Here is an 18,050-nt window from a genome sequence, read left to right as displayed (position 1 = left end):
CCGGCCCGCGCCCCTCCCCGTTCCCCGAGGTCAGTCCCGCTCGACCAAGGCCGGGTGCCGGGGGTCCTCGACCCGCACCGTCAGGTCGGCCAGCGCGCCCGGTTCGGTCTCGGCGCGGTAGCGCTCGAACGCGGGCAGCGTCCAGTGCTCGGCCTCCGGGGTGCGGCGGGCCAGTGCGGCGGCGGACTGGTCGAGGTGCACCGCCAGTTCGAACGGCAGCCAGCGGCCGAGCAGGAGCGGGCCGTCCAGCAGCAGCACGCCGCGCGGCGGGAGTTCCACGTACCGGGCCCGGGTCGCGCGGTCGGCCGTCCGGTCCCAGAAGGTGGGCAGGACGCGGCCGTCACCGCCCGGTTCGAGCGGGTCGAGGACCTCGCGGAGCAGCGCGCCCTGGTCCAGCCACAGGTCGTGGAAGGCGTCGGCGTCCTGCTTGCCGTACTCGAAGCGCACCGACGCCGGGCGCAGGAAGTCGTCCGCCGACACCCGCCGCACCGGCCGGCCCAGCAGCCGCAACGGCTCCACCAGGGCGTCAGCCAGCTCGCCGGGCCGGGTGGCGGCCGCGCCGTCGAACGCGACCCGCAGCCGCCGGTCGTCGTCGGCCAGTTCGTGGATCCGCCCCGCGAGCAACTCGACCAGCCGCTCCGGGGAGATCGGGGTCACCCGCACCGGACGATCCCTCCCTTCGGTCAACCGGACTATACGTCGCGACGCCCCGGGAGCCGCCCCGCCGGAACGGGAGGGGCACGTCGCGTGGAACACTCCGGGCGAAGCACTACGGGCAAGGTGCCACGAGCAGAGCACTACGGACGGAGCACTCCGGGCGGAGTGGAGAAGGGGAGACACCGGATGAGCAGCACGCCGTTCCTGACCCTCGACGAGGTGGACGCCCTCGCGGCCCGCGCGCACGCCGGCCAGTACGACCGGATCGGCGTCCCGTACGTGGAGCACGTGCGCGCGGTCGCCGCCGGGGTCGCGCCGTTCGGCACCGGCCTGCGGATGGCCGCGCTGCTGCACGACGTGCTGGAGGACACCCCGCTCACCGCCGGGGAACTGCTGGCCGCCGGCATCCCCGCCGCGGTGGTGGCGACCGTCCGGCGGGTGACCCGGCGGCCGGGGACCGACTACCGGACGATGCTGCTGGACGTGGCCACCGACCACGCCGCCACGCTGGTCAAGATCGCCGACAACGCGCACAACTCCCGCGCCGACCGCGCCGCGCTGCTCCCCGCCGCGGACCGGGAACGGCTGGCCGAGCGCTACCGGGCGGCCCGCGCCGTGCTGTGGCCCGCCGTCGCGGCGGCGGACGTCCGGACGGTCGTCGGGCTGGTCAACCCCGACCTGCTGGCCGAACTCGACTGAGACCGCGCGCGGGGGCACGCTGGAAGGAGAGAACGGGGGCCAGAGCGAGGAGCCCGGGATGTCCGAGATGAGCGACAGGCTCGACGAGAAGGCCCGGCGGGACGAGGACGACGTCCGCGCCGCCGACCCGGAGGAGGGCATCACCTCCTACCAGACCATGCACGCGTGGGAGGAGTCCCAGGCGGAGGGCGACCGGATCGCGGACCCCCCGCAGCAGGAGGAGTGGCGGTGAGCGGGCACGCGGCGGCCCCCGAACCGCACAGCAGCGAGTGGTCGGTCCGGCTCCGGGTGGTCGAGGTCGGCGACCTCACCCAGGCGCACGCCGTCCTCGACACCGGCCTGAACCTGATCGAGGTCGAGGCCGAGGCGCACCGCAGCCGCCAGGACCCGGCCGACCCGGCGATCGGCGACGAACTCGCCGTCGGACGCGCCCTCACCGCCCTCGGCCAGCAGCTGATCCACCACGGCTCCGCCGCCGCCGAGGCCGCCGATTCGGCCCGCCGGCGCGGCGCGCCGCCGCCCGACAGCGCCTGGTGACGAACCCGGGCCCGGCGGTGCCCCGGGCGTGCTGACGATCAGTGCCCGCTGACGACCCGGGCCCGCTGGCGACCCGCCCCGGCGGGTTTCCGGGGAACCCCGACGATCAGTGTGCGAAACAGCCGAATCGTGACCTTTCCCCGCCCCCGTACCGGAACCCGCCCGGTCGGGGGCGCGTCACTCCCGGTGGCCGCGCACCCGCGCCGGCCCGCAGGCGACGGACGGGGCGCCCCGCGCAGCACGGGGACGCCGGGGGTGGACAAGGTGACGAACGACCGACAACCGGACGGCGGACCGGCCGACCGACCCGCGCGGGACGCCCGCTGGGAACTCCCCGACTACGCGCACGGACGCGAACTGGGCGCCGGAGCGTCCGGCCGCGTCGTCCTCGCCCGCCACCTCGCCACCGGCACCCCCGTCGCCGTCAAGTACCTGCTCGGTGACCACCCCGACCAGGCCGCCTTCCGGGGCGAGGCCGAACTGCTCGCCGCCCTCGACAGCCCGCACGTCACCCGCCTCTACGAGTACGTCGAGAGCCCGCACGGCGCCGCCATCGTGATGGAGCTCGTCGAGGGCGTCTCGCTCCGCGACCTGCTGCGCGCCGAGGGCGGCACCGGTCCAGAGGCGGCCCTGGCCGTCCTCAAGGGGTCGCTGCTCGGCCTGGCCGCCGCGCACCGGGCCGGTGTCGTGCACCGCGACTACAAGCCGGGGAACGTGCTGGTCACGGCGGACGGCGAGTCGAAACTCGTCGACTTCGGCATCGCGGTCCGCGACGGCGCGGGCGGCACCGTCGCCGGCACGCCCGCCTACATGGCCCCCGAGCAGTGGGCCGGCCGCCCCGCCTCCCCGGCCACCGACGTGTACGCCGCCACCGCGACCTTCTTCGAGTGCCTCACCGGCGCCAAGCCCTACGCCGGCACCACGCTGATGGAACTCGCCGTCCAGCACACCGAAGCCGAGATCCCCGACACCCAGGCGCCCGAGGCCCTCCGCCCGCTTATCCGCGCCGGACTCGCCAAGACCCCCGAACAGCGGCCCCCGGGCGCGGAAGCCCTGGTCGGCGAACTGGAGGCGGCGGCCGGCGCCGCCTACGGAGCGGACTGGGAGGAACGCGGACGCAAGCGGCTGGCCGCCCTCGTCGCCCTGCTGCCGCTGCTGCTGCCGTCCGCCCTCGGCGAGGGCGCGCTGCCCGGCGCGACCTCGTACGCGACGACGGTGCTCGCCGCCCCCCGACCCGCCCCGCGCGTCCCGTACCGGGGCAGGTTGATCGCCACCGCCGGCGCGGTCGTCCTCGTCGCGGGCGCGCTCGCGACGGTCGCCTCCGCCGGGCAGAACGCCGCCGTGGCCGACCCGCGCCCGGCCACCGCCCCACCCGCGACCACCAGCGTCCGGCCCGCCGCCGCCCCGACGGCCGAGGCCCCGCCGAGCCCACCGCCGTCGGCCCCGCCCACCGACGACCCCGGCCCGAGCACGTCACCCGACCCGACCCCCAGCCCGAGCCCGAGTCTCAGCCCCAGCCCGACGGCGAAGCCCAGCCCCACCCCGAAGCCGAGCCCCACCCAGACGGCCACGCCCACCCCCAGCCCCACGCCGCCCCCGACGCCCAGCACCGCGCCGCCGGTCACCGTTCGAACGGGACAGCCCACCGGCAGCCTCGACGGGTACACCCTGACGGTCAGGGTCCCGGTCTCGGTGCAGCCCGCCGGGAGCAGCGGAGTGACGATGACGTTCACCTGGACCGACATCGCGGGCGCCGCCAAGTCCGACGCCCCCGTGCAGGTCCAGGCCGGCCCGCGAGGGACGGTGACCGTGACGCAGCAGCACACGTTCAGCTGCCCGGGCCGGGGCGGCTTCTACGACGTGAGCGCGAGCGTGACCACCACGCCGGCTGCCGCCGGCGGGCCGGTGACCCTCACCAAGACCCTCATGTGCCCGGTGGGCTAGGAGGAGAGACACGATGACAGAGCTGCCTCCCGACCCCGGCTTCCGACTCGGCCCCGTTCGCAGGCCCGCCCCGCCCGCTCTGCCCGACCCGACCGTCGAGCTGCGGCCCGCCGCTCCGCGGGGCGACCTGCGCACCGTCCAGCTCCGCCCGGCCGTTCCGTCGCCCGATGCCGAGCAGACCGTCCGGCTCGATCCGGTGGAGACGCTGCCCGCGCCCGCGCCCGTGCCCCCGTCCGCACCCGCTTCCGCGCCGGAGGGCGGGCTGCGGCGGTTCGGGCCCGGGGTGCCGCCCGGGGCGGCGGCGGTGTGGCGCGGGGAGGCGGTCGCGGTGGCGCCGTCGCGGCGGTGGGACCGGTGGCTGCTGGTGCCGTTGGCGCTGCTGCTCGCGCTGCTCGGCTACCTGCTCTGGGACCGGTACGGGCGTCCCGTCGGGGTGGTCGGCGTGACGGTGGGGACCTCTGCGGCCGGGCCCGGGTGCGACGGGACCGCCGTGGTCGCCGGGACGCTGGAGACCGACGGCGGCGAGGGCGAGGTGCGCTACCGGTGGGTGCGCAGCGACGGCACCGACTCGGGGCCGGTCGTCCAGCACGTGGCGGCCGGGCACCGGCGTACCGGAGTGACGCTGGAGTGGACGTTCCAGGGGCGCGGCGAGTTCGCGGCGACCGCCCGGCTGGAGGTGCTGGAACCCGTCGGGGTCCGCCCTGCCGAGGCGGTGTTCGGCTACTCCTGCCCGTGAACCGTCCGCGAACCGCCCGTGAACCGTCCGTGAGCCGGGCGGTCGGGGGACGGCGGTCGGGAGATGGGGGACGGGGACGGGGACGGGGACGGGGCGCACGAAACCCGGGTCGCGGCCGACGGGGTGTCGGCGGCGGCCCGGGCGGGCTGACCGGTTCAGACCTGTGGAGCGGTCGCACCTCCGCCCGTCTTCACGGCCTCCACCATGCGCTGGTGCACCTCGCGCGCCGCCGCCTCGTCCGCGGCGGCCACGGGACTGCCCTCGACGGTGAACCAGTCGAGCGCGCCGCTGTACTGCACGGTCAGCCGCGCCTCGCCCTCGATCCACATGGTGTGCACCGTCAGGTCCCCGGTGATGACGCTGATCTCGACGGTCTTCACACCGCCGTGGCCGGAGAGAATGCCCTGAGTGGTCCAGGTTGCCCAGGTGTTCACAAGCCCGCTCCCATCCGCCGCCCAACGGGCCGCTCGGTCCCGACCCCACAGGTACCCGATCCGTGGCGACCGCTTCCCACTGTCACCCGAAGGGCCGAAAACCGCCCCCCGGGCGGGTGCTCGCCGCGCGGTCTAGCATCGACGTATGGGAGAGCGAGAGGGTGCGCTCACCGCGCCGAAACTGATCCTGGAAACCGGTGGCGACTCGACGGTCATCACCCCGAGCCGCAGGTACGCCCTCGGACGCGACCCCACCGGCGACATCGTGCTGACCGACCCGCGGGTCTCCTGGCACCACGCGGAACTGCACGCCGGCGGCGGCCACTGGATCGTCGACGACACCGGCTCCACCAACGGCACCTACGCCGCCGACGGCCACCGGGTCGTCCACCTGGAGATCGAACCCGGCACCGTGCTCTGCCTGGGAAGCCCGGGCGACGGGCCGCGCTGCACGTTCAGCGCGCTGCCCGAGCCGACCGCCGTGCACCCGCTGCCCGGCCGCCGCCCGTCCGCGCTGACCGCGATCACCGGCTCCCACCGGCCGCCGTCCAGCGTGATGCCGCTGCCGGCCAGGGTGGTGCGGATCGGCCGCGCGACCGACAACGACCTGGTGGTCGGCGACCTGTCGGTCTCCCGGCACCACGCCGAACTGCGCGCCACGCCCGACGGCCGCTACGAGATCGCCGACCTGGGCAGCCACAACGGCACCTACCTGAACGGCCAGGCCGTCCGGCGGGCCCCGGTCGGGCCCGGCGACCTGGTCGGAATCGGCCATTCGGTGTTCTGCCTGGTCGGCGACGAGCTGCAGGAGTTCGTCGACACCGGCGACATCGACCTCGACGTGGAGGACCTCACCGTCCAGGTCGACGGCGGACGCACCCTGCTCGACCAGGTCACCTTCCCGGTCGGCCAGAAGTGCCTGCTCGCCGTCGCCGGACCGAGCGGCGCCGGCAAGTCCACCCTGCTCAACGCGCTCACCGGCCTGCGCCCCGCCGACCGCGGCACCGTCCGCTACGACGGCCGCGACCTCTACCGCGACTACGCCGAGCTGCGCCGCCGGATCGGCCTCGTCCCGCAGGACGACATCCTGCACACCCAGCTGCCCGTCCGGAAGGCCCTGTCGTACGCCGCCGAACTGCGCTTCCCCGACGACACCGCGCCCGAGGAGCGGTCCGCCCGGGTCGAGGAGGTGATCGACGAACTCGGCCTCGGCAAACGCGCCGACCAGGTCATCTCCAGCCTCTCCGGCGGCCAGCGCAAACGGGTCAGCGTCGCCCTCGAACTGCTCACCAAGCCGTCCCTGCTGTTCCTCGACGAACCCACCAGCGGACTCGACCCCGGCATGGACCGGTCCGTGATGCAGATGCTGCGCGGCCTCGCCGACGACGGGCGGACCGTCATCGTGGTCACCCACAGCGTGCTCAGCCTCGACCTGTGCGACCGGCTGCTGCTGCTCGCCCCCGGCGGGCGGATCGCCTGGTACGGGCCGCCCGGCGAGACACTGGGGCACTTCGGGTTCGCGCACTGGCCGGAGGCGTTCGAGGCGTTCGAGAACCAGGCCGACCGGGACTGGGCCGGCGAGTTCCGGGACTCCGCCCCCTACCGCACCTACGTCGCCGGCCCGGCCGGTCGGCCCGGCGACCGGCCCGGCGCGCTCGCCCCCGCCGAACGCGCGCTGCCCGCGGACGCCACCCCCGCGCCCCCGCCCGAACCCCGGCGCTGGCGCGGCCAGGTCGGCACGCTCTGCCGCCGGTACGCCAGCGCGCTCGCCGCCGACCGGACCTTCCTCGCCGTGATGATCGCGCTGCCGTTCGTGATGGGCGCGATGGCGCACGCGCTGGCCGGCAGCCGGCTGAACCAGGACACCGCGCTGAACGCGCTGCTGATCCTGTGCGTCGGCGGCGTGCTCACCGGCGCGGCCAACGCCGTCCGCGAACTGGTCAAGGAACGGACGATCTACCAGCGCGAACGCGCCGTCGGCCTGTCCAGATCGGCGTACCTGTGCTCGAAGGTCGTCGTGCTGGGCACCGTCACCGTCGTCCAGTCGGTGGTGCTGACCATGGTCGCGCTGATCGGCGTGCAGCTCAGACCGCAGGGCGGCGGCGGGGTCTTCCTGCCGCCGCTGCTGGAGATCACCCTCGCCGTGGCGCTGCTCTCGCTCACCGCGATGATGCTCGGCCTGCTGATCTCCGCGCTGGTCAAGAAGGAGGAGGTGACCATGCCGCTGCTGGTGCTGGTCGCCATCGTCCAGGTGGTGTTCTGCGGGGCGCTGCTGCAACTCGACCACGTCCCGGTGCTCAACCAGCTGTCCTGGCTGGTCCCCTCCCGCTGGGCGCTCGGCGCCATGGCCGCCACCATCGACCTGCACACGACCGTGCCCGGTGCGCTCACCGACGACCCGCTGTTCGCGCACCGGCAGGGCGTCTGGCTGCTCGACATGGGCATGCTGGTCGTGCTGGCCGTCGCCTACGGCCTGGTCGTCGCCCGGCTGCTGCGCCGGCACGAACCCGCCGTGATGCGGCGGTAGCGCATGGGCCCGCCCGACGGATTCCGGCCCACCCACGTCGTCCCTGCCGACGGCCTGCCGACCTGGACCGCGCCCGACCCGGCCGCCGCCGGGGTGCCGCTCGACCCGCTGCTGCCGGTCGCGCTCGCCGAGGCCGACGGCAACTGGGCCCGGATCGTCTGCTCCAACGGCTGGAGCGCCTGGGTCGACGGACGGCTGCTGGTCACCCTCCCGCAACGCCCCCCGAGCACCGGCGGCCCGCTCGCCACCACCGACGACCCGCGCCCGCTGCTCGCCGCCCTGGAACGCTCGCTGGCCACCTACCGGCGGCTGATCGACGACTGGGCGGCCGGCCGGATCGACCTGGAGGCGTTCCGCGACGGCACCCGCGACCTGCGGCTCGGCGCGGTCCTCGACGGCTCGGACGCCTGGCTCCTCGACCTCGACCGGGGCCGCTGGTACTACTGCGACGCCGCCCAGCTGCAGGGCTACGCGGCCGCCGGCCGCGACGGCCCCGAGGGCCGTGCCGTCCGCGCCGGTCGCGACAGCCGCGACGGCCGGAGTTGACCGGTGCCCGGTGAGCCGCCCGAGCAGCCGTCCCTGGCCGCCGCCGAACCCGGCGAGCTGGACGGGCGGACCCTGGCCGGCTACCGGCTGGAGCACGTGCTCGGGCGCGGCGGCATGGCGGTGGTCTACCGCGCCGAGGACCTGCGGCTCGGCCGCACCGTCGCGGTCAAGCTGCTGGCCCCCGAGCTGGCCCGCAACGAGACCTTCCGGCAGCGCTTCGTCCGGGAGTCGCACATCGCCGCGTCGCTCGACCACCCGAACATCGTCCCGGTGTACGACGCGGGCGAGGTCGAGGGCGTGCTGTACCTGGCCATGCGGTACGTGCGCGGCCGCGACCTGCGGGCCCTGCTCGACCGGGAGGGGCCGCTGGGCCACGCCCAGACCGTGCGGATCGCCGTCCAGGTGGCCAGCGCGCTGGACGCCGCGCACGCCCACGACCTGGTCCACCGGGACGTCAAGCCCGGCAACGTGCTGATCGCCGAGGGCACCGACCCGGACCACCCCGAACACGCCTACCTGACCGACTTCGGACTCACCAAGAAGTCGCTCTCGCTGACCGGCCTCACCACCGTCGGCCAGTTCGTCGGCACGCTCGACTACGTCGCCCCCGAGCAGATCTCCGGCAAGCCGGTGGACGGGCGGTGCGACGTCTACAGCCTCGGCTGCGTCGTGTTCGAGATGCTCACCGGCGGCCCGCCCTACCGCCGCGACGACGACCTGGCGCTGCTCTGGGCCCACCTCAACGACCCGCCGCCGGACCTCCGGGAGCAGCGCGCGGACCTGCCCGCCGGGGTCGGCGCGGCGCTGGAGCGGGCGATGGCGAAGCGGCCCGAGGCGCGGTACGGGAGCTGCCTGGAGTTCGTCGCGGCGCTGCGGGCGGCGGGTGACGCGGGTGTGGTGGGGGCAGCGGAGGGTGCGGGGGGAGTCAAGGGTGCGGGGGACGCGGGCGGGGCCCGGGCGGGGAGTCCACCGCGGCCGCCGGAGTGGGCGCGGCCGGTGTTCGAGCCCTGAGCGGGGCGCCGTTCTTGTTCCGGTCGGGTTTCCGGGCGTAACGATCAGTGGCATGCACCTTTCAAAGTCGGATGTTTGCTGGCAGTCTGCCCCTCGGCCAGGGCCCCCACAGACCCTGGCGACCGAGAGGAGCACCATGAGCGACAGACTCCGCGCCCTCGCCACCCGCGCCGCCGCCGTCCTGGGCACCACCGTGCTCGTCGCCGCCGGTGCCGCGAACGCCAGCCCGACCGCCACCGCCGCGCAGGCCGCCGCCTGCACGCCGGCCCAGGTACTGGCCAACGGCGGGTTCGAGTCCGGCAGCACGCCCTGGACCTCGTCCAGCGGCGTCATCACCAGCGGCGGCAGCCAGAGCCCGCACGGCGGCACGTCCTACGCCTGGCTGGACGGCTACGGATCGGCGCACACCGACACCCTCGCACAGACCGTCACCCTCCCGGCGGGCTGCACCAACGCCACCCTGAGCTTCTGGCTGCACGTCGACACCGCCGAGACCAGCACGACCAGCGCGTACGACAAACTGACCGCGAAGGTCGGCAGCACCGTCCTCGCCGCCTACTCCAACCTGGACGCCGCCGCCGGGTACCAGAAGAAGACGCTCGACCTGTCCGCGTACGCCGGACAGACCGTCAGCCTCTCCTTCGGCGGCGTCGAGGACTCCGGGCTGCAGACCAGCTTCGTGCTCGACGACCTCGCGCTCGACACCTCCGGCGGTACCACCACCCCGCCGCCCGGCACCGACGCCACCCGTACCCCCGCACCCGCCGGATACACCGTCAGCCTCAGCAGCGACGCGAGCGGCGCCACCTGGACCGGACACCAGAGCATCGCCTTCGGGAACCCCTCGGCAACCCCGCTGACCGAGGTGTACCTGCGGCTCTGGGACAACGCCCACGGCAGCTGCCCCAGCACGCCCGTCACCGTCGCCAACCTCACCGGCGGCACCGCCGGCCCGCTCAGCGCCGACTGCACCTCGCTCAAGGTCACCCTGCCCGCGCCGCTGACCCAGGGCCAGAGCGGCAGCCTCGGCTTCGACCTGTCCATCTCCGTCCCCTCCGGCGCCGACCGGTTCGGCCGCGACGGGGCGTTCGCCTTCGTCGGCAACGCGCTGCCCGTCCTCGCCGTGCGCGACGCCGCCGGCTGGCACCTCGACCCGTACACCAACAACGGCGAGTCCTTCTACACGCTGGCCTCCGACTACACCGTGACCCTCGACCACCCCAGCGGCCTGCTCGTCCCCGCCACCGGCACCTCCGTCGACACCCCCGGCAGCGGCGGACGGACCGTCACGACCGCCACCGCCAAGAAGGTCCGCGAGTTCGCCTGGGCCGCCGGGCCGTTCAGCAAGGTCTCCGGCACCTCCGCGGCCGGCACCGCGATCAACGTCTACTCGGTCAGCGGGATCAGCACCGGCGACGCGCAGTCCATGCTGAGCACCGCGAAGAGCGCCGTCGACGCGCACGCCGGCCGGTTCGGCGCCTACCCCTACGGCGAGCTCGACGCCGTGATCGACAACAACTTCTGGTTCGGCGGCATGGAGTACCCCGGCTTCGTCCTCGACCTGGTCTCCACCACCGCGCTCACCCACGAGATCGGCCACCAGTGGTGGTACGGCATCGTCGGCGACGACGAGTACAACAGCCCCTGGATCGACGAGGCCTTCACCGACTACGCCACCGACCTCGCCCTCGGCAAGACCGGCACCAACTGCTGGAACAGCACCTCCTGGGCGTCCTCCGCAGAGAAGATCAGCAACTCGATGGCCTACTGGGACGCCAACTCCTCCCGCTACTCGACAGTCGTCTACGGCTACGGCAAGTGCGCCCTGCACGACCTGCGCCGCACCATCGGCGACACCGCGATGACCAAGCTGCTGCACGACTACGCGGCGGCGCACTGGTACGGGATCTCCACCACCGCCGAGTTCAAGACCGCCGCGCAGGCCGCGACCACCGTCGACCTGACGTCCTTCTGGACGCAGCACCGCATCGACGGCTGACCGCTGGTGCCCTGAGGGGGCTCTGGCGGTCGGCGGACCGTCAGAGCCCCGTCCGCCGACCCGGGCCTTCTCAGCCGGGGGCGGAGCCGGAGCCGGGGCCTGGGTCCGGGTCTGGGCTTGGGCCTGGAGGTGGGGGCGAGCCTGGGCCCGGGCCGGTGCCGGGGTGGGTGGCGGCGGCGCGGCGGTTGCGGGCCAGCAGCGCGCCCAGCAGGCCGGCCAGGGCGCCCCAGCCGGCGGCGATCGGGACGGCGGTGAGCAGATCCGGCTCCAGCACCGTCCGGCCCCCGCCGCCCATGCCCAGCATCGACAGCCCGAACACCGCCGACACCCGGGTCACCACCCCGACCGACAGCACCGCCAGCGCCAGGACGACCGCCGACTGCACCGCCGACCGCCACAACGGCAGCGGCGGACGCGTCCGGAGCGCCGCCGCCGCGCCCGCCGCCAGCACCAGTAGCGCCGCCAGCGGCAGCAGCAGCCAGGCCCAGCCGTTCTGCTCCGCCAGCGCGCCCAGATCCAGCGTCACGTCCCGTCCCGAGCGCAGCACCGCCGCCAGCGGATGGGGGAAGGGCAGGCCCAGGCTGTCCGTGACGTGGCCGTGCCAGGACGCACCCAGGCCCACCCCGAACCCCAGCCAGGCCAGGTTCGGCAGACCCAGGAGGACCACCGCCAGGGTCTCGCGCGGTTCGTTCCCCGCCACCGCCGCCACCAGGCCGCCCACCAGCGCCAGCCCCACGTACACCAGCAGCAGTGACAGCACCGCGTGCACCGTCGGCCGCAGCGTGCCGTGCCAGCGCACCAGGGCGGTCGGCAGCGGAGCCCGGCGCGAGGCCGCCAGAGCCAGCAGCACCACCACCGCCAACCACAGCAGGCCGAAACCGACCGCCGGGCCCGGATCCACCCGGAACCCCACCGTGGGCGCGGCGCCGAACGCCCCGCCCAGCTCGTCGAGCAGCGGATCGCCCGTCGACACCGTGAACGAGTGCCGCGCCGCCGTGGACAGCAGGAGCACCGCCACCGTCCAGCAGCTCGCCAGCGCGAGGACCCGGGCCGACAGCAGCCGCCCGCTCACCACCGCGTGCCGCCGCAGCGGCCGCACGAACAAGTACGCCGTCACCAGCGCTCCCACCAGCGTCACGGACAGCGGCATCGCCGCTATCCCGCCCTGAGTCGTCGCCACGAAGGCGGCGTCACCGCCGAGCTGCGCCGGCGCGCCCAGCGCCATCAGCAGCGTGGCGGCCAGCACCGCGCCGAAACCGCCGCCCGGCAGTTCGTCCGCGCCCGCCAGCCACAGGCCGACCCCACCCACCAGCGCCATCGCCGCCAGCGCGCCCACCACCGTCACCAGCGCGGAGAGCAGCACGGTGACGGGCGCCGGAGCCCGGCCGAGCGCGGAACCCGGGGGCGCCGGGGACGGTGAGCGGGGGTTCGCGGGGGTGGCGGCACCAGACACACGTCTCACCGGCCCTTCGAGCACGGCCCCCCGGGCGCCGACCCGGACCGGCCGACCCCTCCAGCTTCCGACAGGCCGCAGCGGACGGCGAGTCGCCACGGGCGGGGCTGCCGGTCGCCGGTGCGCGCCGTGGGGCGGCGGGTTCGGCAGGCCGGGCGGACAATGGGGGATGCGCACGTGGACTCGGGGGAGTCCGACCGGGAGGCAGTCCCGTGACCGAGCAGCCGGCACCCAGGCAACCCGAAGAACCGGACGACGAGAACGGCAGTGCCCAGACCCCGCCGCCGCACCGCCCCACCGAAGTGGCGGGCGGAACGGCCGGCCCGCCGACAGAGGTGGTCTGGCCCGGTGCGGCCGGAGCGGCGGACACCAGTGCGCAGGGGGTACCGGAACAGCAGCCGACCGAGCTGGTGCAACGCTCCGATGACGCGGGCCCGGGCCCGGCAACGGGTACGGGCGGGATGTCAGCGGCGGAGGCGCGGCCCACGGAGGTGGTGCGGCCGCCGAGCGGAAGCGCGCCGGGGAGCACGGCCGGAAGCGTCGCGGGAGGTGCGCCCGCGGCCGCGTTCGGGGCCGGTGGCGCTGCGGCTGCCGCAGGGGGAACAGGGGCGTCATCATCGGCTCCTCCTGGAGGTGGGGACGGGGGCGGGACAGGTCCGGCGGGGCCGCCTTCCGGACCGCTGTCAGCCGGGGGAATACGGTCGTCGGACGGGGTGGGTGCGGGGGTGGGGGTGCCGCTGGGCGGCAGCGGGGTCGGTGGCGGTTCGATGGCTGGCGGCAGCGGTGGTGGAGTGCCGCCGGGTGGTGGGCGGCCCACCGCCGGGGGTGGCGCGTCCTCCTCCGACGGCGGCGGGGATGGCGGGAGGCCGTGGTGGCGGCGGGGACCGGTACTCGCCGGAGCGGTCCTCGTCGCGGGGCTGGGCATCGCGCTCGGTGTGGTCGCCACCGGTGGATCCGGTGGCGGCGGCAGCGCCCAGGCCGTCGAGATGCAACCGGTGTCCGCCTCCGGGCAGGAACCGTTCACCGACTCGGTCGCCAACGGCGGCCCGCCCGCCTCGGCCTCGCCCAGCGGCGGCACCGCGTCCGGCGCGACCCCGTCCACGGCCGGGAGCCCGAGCGCTCCCGGCGGCACCGTGGACGGCAGCCAGCCCGGTCTGTACGGCGGAACCCGCGAAGTGGCCAGCTGTGACGTACCGAAACTCTCCGGATACCTCGACGCCAACCCCGACAAGGCCCACGCCTGGGCCGGCGTCGAAGGCATCGACAGCTCGCAGATCGACGGCTACCTGCACGGGCTGACCCCCGTGGTACTGCGCCAGGACACCAGGGTCACCAACCACGGCTACCAGAACGGACAGGCCACCCCCTACCAGGCCGTCCTGCAGTCCGGGACGGCCGTGCTGATCGACAGCCAGGGCGTGCCGCGGGTGCGCTGCGCCTGCGGCAACCCGCTGACACCGCCGACCGGTACGGGCGGCACCTACACGGGCACGGCGTGGTCCTCCTTCCATCCTGACGGGGTGGTGACGGTGCAGCTCGCGGCTGCGCCGGTGACCCAGATCGTGCTGGTGGACCAGACGACGGGCGGTCAGTTCGGACGCCCCGTGGGCGGGACGGGCGGAAGCGACGGATCGGCCTCGCCGAGCGCGTCCGGTTCTGGTTCGTCCGGCAGCCACTCGGGGACGGGCGCGCCGTCCGGTGCCTCCTCCTCGGCACCGTCCTCCGGTGCTTCCTCCGGGCCGTCGTCCGGTTCGCCCGGCTCACCCGGCCACTCGGGTTCGTCCGGTTCGTCCGGCCCGTCCGGGTCGCCCAAGTCCCCCGGTGCTGGCTCAGGTTCCGGCTCGGCGCCCGGGGTTCCCTCCGGTGGGGCATCGGGACCGGCGAGTTCCGCCGGGGCCGCCGGCGTGTCCGCTGGTACCCCGTGACGGGGTTCGGTGATCGTTGCTCGCCTCCCGGGGGCGGGGTGGCCCGTGCGGTCCGTACGGACTGAACGGTCGGTGTGGATCGTGCGGCGGGTACGGCTGACCGGGACGGGCGGTCAGCGGTAGGGAGGCGGTGCGTGGCGATGCGGCTGTCGGGGGAGCCGCTCGTCAGTACCGACTCTCGGTTGCGGCGTTCTGGTGTGGTCGGTCGTCGACCGGCACGGACATCATCGGCGCCGGGTCTGACAACGGCACCTCCGGCCCCTTGGCGGTCGAAGGTGCTGGCCACGGTACCTCCGCGTGGCATCCGGGTGGCGGATTTTGGCGGCAGGATGCGCCCGTACCGCGGAAAAGCAACCGGTGGTTGATGGCAGGGTCAACCGATCGGCTGATGGGACGTCAACTGATTGGCGCGCCAACGGCATCCGATCGTCTGATGGGCGGGCTCCGAAAGCGGGGCACACTTCACTCAGCAGGAGACAGAAGGTACGGACGGTGCGGATCGGGCACCGCGGTCGAAAGGGGATCACCATGCGTGAGATGCGTGAGATGCGCGGGACGAGTGGGGCGGGCGGGTGGCGGGAGGCGCGCTCGACAGGGGCGCCGAACGGTACCGGTGCGCGTGGTCTGCGAGCGATGCTGGAGCGCTGGTTCGCGGACGGCGTGGTGCCCGGGGCAGTCGCCCTGGTCGCCAGAGAGGGGCAGATCGAGGCGGCCGCCGTGGGCGAGTTGGACCGGGAGTCGCCGGTGCGGATCGCCTCGGTCGGAAAGCCCGTCACGGCTGCCCTGGTCCTGCAGTTGGTCGATGACGGGGTGCTGGCGCTGGACGATCCGGTCGAACGCTGGCTGCCGGAGCTGGCCGACCGACGCGTGGTGCGGACGCCAGGCGCCCCGGTCACGGACACCGTTCCGGCGGTCCGACCCTTCACGGTGCGGGACGTCCTGGAGTCGCGGGCCGGCTACGGCTTCCCGGCGGACTTCACCCTGCCCGCGTTGGCCCCGCTCGTCGCGGAGTTGGGGCAGGGGCCACCGCAACCCCAGAGAGTGGCACCGCCCGACGAGTGGACGGCCACCCTGGCGGGCATCCCGATGCTCCACCAACCCGGTGAGGCATGGCTCTACAACACCTGCTCCGACCTCCAGGGCGTCCTGGCCGCCCGGGCCACCGGCCAGCCGCTCGAACACCTGCTGGCAGAGCGACTGTTCGAACCACTGGGCATGCCCGACACCGGTTTCCACGCGCCGCCCGGCAGCCTCAGCCCGCTGTACCGTCCTGGCCCGGACGGCACGCTGATGGTGGCAGACCCGCCGGACGGCCAGTGGAGCACTCCACCCCCGTTCCCGTCCGGGGCCGGTGGCTTGGTCTCCACGCTCGACGACGTGTTCACCTTCCTACGGATGCTGCGCTCCGGAGGACGCGTCAAGGACGGGCGGCGAGTGCTCTCTCCGCACGCGGTAAGGCTGATGACCACCGATCACCTGTCGGATCGCCAGCGAGCTGACAGCAAGCTCTTTCTCGCGGGGCAGGGCTGGGGCTACGGCGGCTCGGTGGACGTGGCCCGCCGCGAGCCGTGGAACGTGCCGGGCCGCTACGGCTGGGTCGGCGGCACCGGCACCGCGGCCCACGTGGTGCGGTCCACCGGGCTGGTGACGGTGCTGCTCACCCAGCGGGAGATGACGGACCCCACCCCGCCACCGCTGATGCGGGAATTCTGGCGCTACGCGGCGGGCGGGTGAGCGTCGGTCGGGCCGATCGGGTTGATCGGGCCGACCGGGGCGGTCCGGGTAGCCGGCCCGGTGCGGTCGGTCGGGGCACCGAGGTCGGCGGCGGCGGTTCTGCGGTAGCTCGACCCGTCCCGGGTCCGGGTCAGTAGCAGGGCCTCGACCAGGTAACGGCGGAGCATGGAGGTGTCGGAGTGGACGGTGAGCAGTGCCTCGTTGACCTCCTGCTCGGTGTAGGAGCGAGCGGGGTCGAAGAGTGAACCAGCGAGGTGTTCGAGCAGGGCGGTGCGGCGGGCCGGCTTGCGCGGGATCGACGTCAGGTGGCCATCGGTGAAGAACGCGGCAAGGGTGGCCGGTGGTTCGTGAGCGGACATGACAGGCAGCCTGCCAGGGCGGTTGCAGGCAGACAACCGGATTACCAGGTGGGGCGTCGGCCGGGCGGGCCGGGACGACGCCCCACGGAAGGGAGGGAACGCGTGGGAGCGTGGAAGAGGGCCGCGAGCCGGTTCCGGCGGGCGGCGGCGCGGGCACTGCCGATGCTCCGCCCCCGACGGGGCACGGGATCAGGCCAGGCCGAACCAGCCGAGAACGGTCTGCCCCAGCAGGACGGTGGACATCAGGGCCACCCCGACGACCACCGCGGTCGCGGCGATCCGGTAACGCGGGCCGTTGGCGGCGGCGCCGAGCAGGGAGCGCCGGTTGGTCAGCACCAGCAGGTAGACCAGGACGATCGGGCTGATCAGCCCTTGGAGCACCTGGGTGCCGATCAGCAGGCGGATGACGTCGACCGGGGTCAGCGCCACGATCGCGCCCAGGGCCATCTGCGCGGTGAACACGCCGAGGAACAGCGGGGCGTCCCGGAAGCGCCGGGAGACCGAGCGCTCCACCCCGGCGGCCTCGCCGATCGCGTAGCTCGCCGACAGCGGGACCACGGCTCCGGCGAGGGCCGAAGCGCCGAGCAGTCCGAAGGCGAACAGCAGTTCCGCCCCCGGCCCAGCCACCGGTTCCAGCGCCCGGGCGGCCTCGGCGGCGGACTGCAGCGGCCCCGTGCCGCCGATCGCCGAGGCGGTGGCGATGATGATGGTCAGGCTGATCACGCAGGCGAACACCGCGCCGAGTACGGCGTCCGCCCTGATCAGTTTGTAGTCCTCCGGCTTCGCACCCCGGTCCACGACGCCGGCCGCCGCGTAGAACTGCATGTACGGGCTGACGGTGGTGCCGATCAGCGCGACCGCCAGCAGTACGAAGTCGCTGGAGGGCTGGAGGTGCGGCACCGCGAGGTTCCGCCCGACCTCGCCCCAGTGCGGGTGCCCGAGGACCATGGCGATCGGATAGGAGAAGAACGCCAGCGACATCACCAGGAAGATCCGCTCGGCCCACCGGTAGGAGCCGAACAGCACCAGCGCCCACAGCAGCACGGCGGCCGGCGGCACCACCGCCCACTTCGGGACGCCCAGCAGCTCGAACGCCGCGCCGATCCCGGCGAACTCGCTGACCACCAGACCGGTGTTCGCCAACAGCAGGCAGCCGACCGCCAGCGCGGTCAGCCGAAGACTGAACTGTTCGCGGATCAGGGCCCCGAGGCCCTTGCCGGTGTGCGCGCCGAGCCGGACGGCCATCTCCTGGACCATCACCAGGGCGATGGTCACCAGCACCATGAAGAACAGCGTGCCGTAGGCGTACTGGGAGCCGGCCGAGGCGTAGGTGGCGATGCCCGCCGCGTCGTTGCCCGCGTTCGCCGCGACCAGGCCGGGGCCGGCCACCATCGCCACCGCGGCGATCCGGCGCAGCCCGCGCCGACGGCTCGGGGCGGACGCGGGGGCCGGAAGACCCTGACCACTGTGGGGAGTTGTGGAGTCAGCC

Annotated in this window: 15 protein-coding genes and 1 pseudogene; 11 read left to right on the top strand and 5 right to left on the bottom strand. The window is 74.5% G+C overall.

From position 1 onward, the window contains the following. Positions 1–30 precede the first annotated feature (30 nt). The gene (locus tag KSE_RS02060) at positions 31–663 is read right to left on the bottom strand and encodes a nucleoside/nucleotide kinase family protein (RefSeq protein WP_014133596.1); all 633 of its coding nucleotides are present in this window, start codon (positions 661–663) and stop codon (positions 31–33) included. 180 nt (positions 664–843) lie between these two features. Between KSE_RS02060 and KSE_RS02055 the strand changes: the two genes are divergently transcribed. From KSE_RS02055 to KSE_RS38030, 5 genes are all read left to right on the top strand, one after another. Further along, positions 844–1,356 carry an HD domain-containing protein gene (locus KSE_RS02055; protein ID WP_033258945.1) on the top strand — a complete coding sequence of 171 codons (513 nt, stop codon included), beginning with the start codon at positions 844–846 and terminating at the stop codon, positions 1,354–1,356. A 58-nt stretch (positions 1,357–1,414) separates the two neighbouring features. Further along, positions 1,415–1,588 carry a hypothetical protein gene (locus KSE_RS42615; RefSeq protein ID WP_014133594.1) on the top strand — a complete coding sequence of 58 codons (174 nt, stop codon included), beginning with the start codon at positions 1,415–1,417 and terminating at the stop codon, positions 1,586–1,588. Beyond that, on the top strand, positions 1,585–1,893 hold the full coding sequence (locus tag KSE_RS02050) for a dsRBD fold-containing protein (protein WP_051738434.1): 309 nt from the start codon (positions 1,585–1,587) through the stop codon (positions 1,891–1,893). Before KSE_RS42615 ends, KSE_RS02050 begins: the two co-directional genes overlap by 4 nt. A 264-nt stretch (positions 1,894–2,157) precedes the next feature. Further along, positions 2,158–3,837 carry a serine/threonine-protein kinase gene (locus KSE_RS02045; protein ID WP_081539799.1) on the top strand — a complete coding sequence of 560 codons (1,680 nt, stop codon included), beginning with the start codon at positions 2,158–2,160 and terminating at the stop codon, positions 3,835–3,837. 13 nt (positions 3,838–3,850) lie between these two features. After that, positions 3,851–4,573: a hypothetical protein gene (locus tag KSE_RS38030; RefSeq protein WP_014133591.1), complete on the top strand. Its 723-nt coding sequence runs from the start codon at positions 3,851–3,853 to the stop codon at positions 4,571–4,573. Positions 4,574–4,728: 155 nt separating this feature from the next. Here KSE_RS38030 and KSE_RS02035 read toward each other — a convergent pair whose 3' ends face one another. Then, complete coding sequence (locus tag KSE_RS02035; protein ID WP_014133590.1) at positions 4,729–5,007, bottom strand: hypothetical protein; 279 nt, start codon at positions 5,005–5,007, stop codon at positions 4,729–4,731. A 145-nt stretch (positions 5,008–5,152) separates the two neighbouring features. On the opposite strand from KSE_RS02035, the gene KSE_RS02030 reads away from it, so the two are divergent. From KSE_RS02030 to KSE_RS02015, 4 genes are all read left to right on the top strand, one after another. After that, a complete protein-coding gene (locus KSE_RS02030; RefSeq protein ID WP_014133589.1) occupies positions 5,153–7,534 on the top strand; it encodes an FHA domain-containing protein in 2,382 nt (793 codons plus the stop codon). Positions 7,535–7,537: 3 nt separating this feature from the next. Continuing rightward, positions 7,538–8,080 (top strand): hypothetical protein, encoded by a 543-nt coding sequence (locus tag KSE_RS02025; protein WP_014133588.1) that lies wholly within the window; start codon positions 7,538–7,540, stop codon positions 8,078–8,080. A gap of 3 nt (positions 8,081–8,083) precedes the next feature. Continuing rightward, on the top strand, positions 8,084–9,091 hold the full coding sequence (locus KSE_RS02020; protein WP_014133587.1) for a serine/threonine-protein kinase: 1,008 nt from the start codon (positions 8,084–8,086) through the stop codon (positions 9,089–9,091). Between the two features lie 136 nt (positions 9,092–9,227). Further along, a complete protein-coding gene (locus KSE_RS02015; RefSeq protein WP_014133586.1) occupies positions 9,228–11,090 on the top strand; it encodes a M1 family aminopeptidase in 1,863 nt (620 codons plus the stop codon). A 70-nt stretch (positions 11,091–11,160) separates the two neighbouring features. Here KSE_RS02015 and KSE_RS02010 read toward each other — a convergent pair whose 3' ends face one another. Then, the gene (locus KSE_RS02010) at positions 11,161–12,453 is read right to left on the bottom strand and encodes a streptophobe family protein (RefSeq protein WP_063747454.1); all 1,293 of its coding nucleotides are present in this window, start codon (positions 12,451–12,453) and stop codon (positions 11,161–11,163) included. Between the two features lie 1,223 nt (positions 12,454–13,676). On the opposite strand from KSE_RS02010, the gene KSE_RS02005 reads away from it, so the two are divergent. Further along, entirely contained in the window at positions 13,677–14,468 is a 792-nt protein-coding gene (locus KSE_RS02005; RefSeq protein WP_148283047.1) for a DUF6777 domain-containing protein, read from the top strand. 633 nt (positions 14,469–15,101) lie between these two features. Beyond that, positions 15,102–16,202, top strand: coding sequence for a serine hydrolase domain-containing protein (locus tag KSE_RS02000; protein ID WP_014133583.1), 1,101 nt, complete (start codon positions 15,102–15,104; stop codon positions 16,200–16,202). Between the two features lie 98 nt (positions 16,203–16,300). On the opposite strand, the pseudogene KSE_RS01995 reads toward KSE_RS02000, so the two are convergent. Further along, positions 16,301–16,561, bottom strand: a pseudogene (locus tag KSE_RS01995) (DUF2087 domain-containing protein); the annotation flags it as partial. Between the two features lie 189 nt (positions 16,562–16,750). Continuing rightward, entirely contained in the window at positions 16,751–17,953 is a 1,203-nt protein-coding gene (locus KSE_RS01990) for an NRAMP family divalent metal transporter (protein WP_014133581.1), read from the bottom strand. Positions 17,954–18,050: the final 97 nt, after the last annotated feature.

It is taken from the genome of Kitasatospora setae KM-6054 (assembly GCF_000269985.1).
Classification (GTDB): Bacteria; Actinomycetota; Actinomycetes; order Streptomycetales; family Streptomycetaceae; genus Kitasatospora; species Kitasatospora setae.
This window is presented reverse-complemented; position numbering and strand designations above follow the sequence as displayed.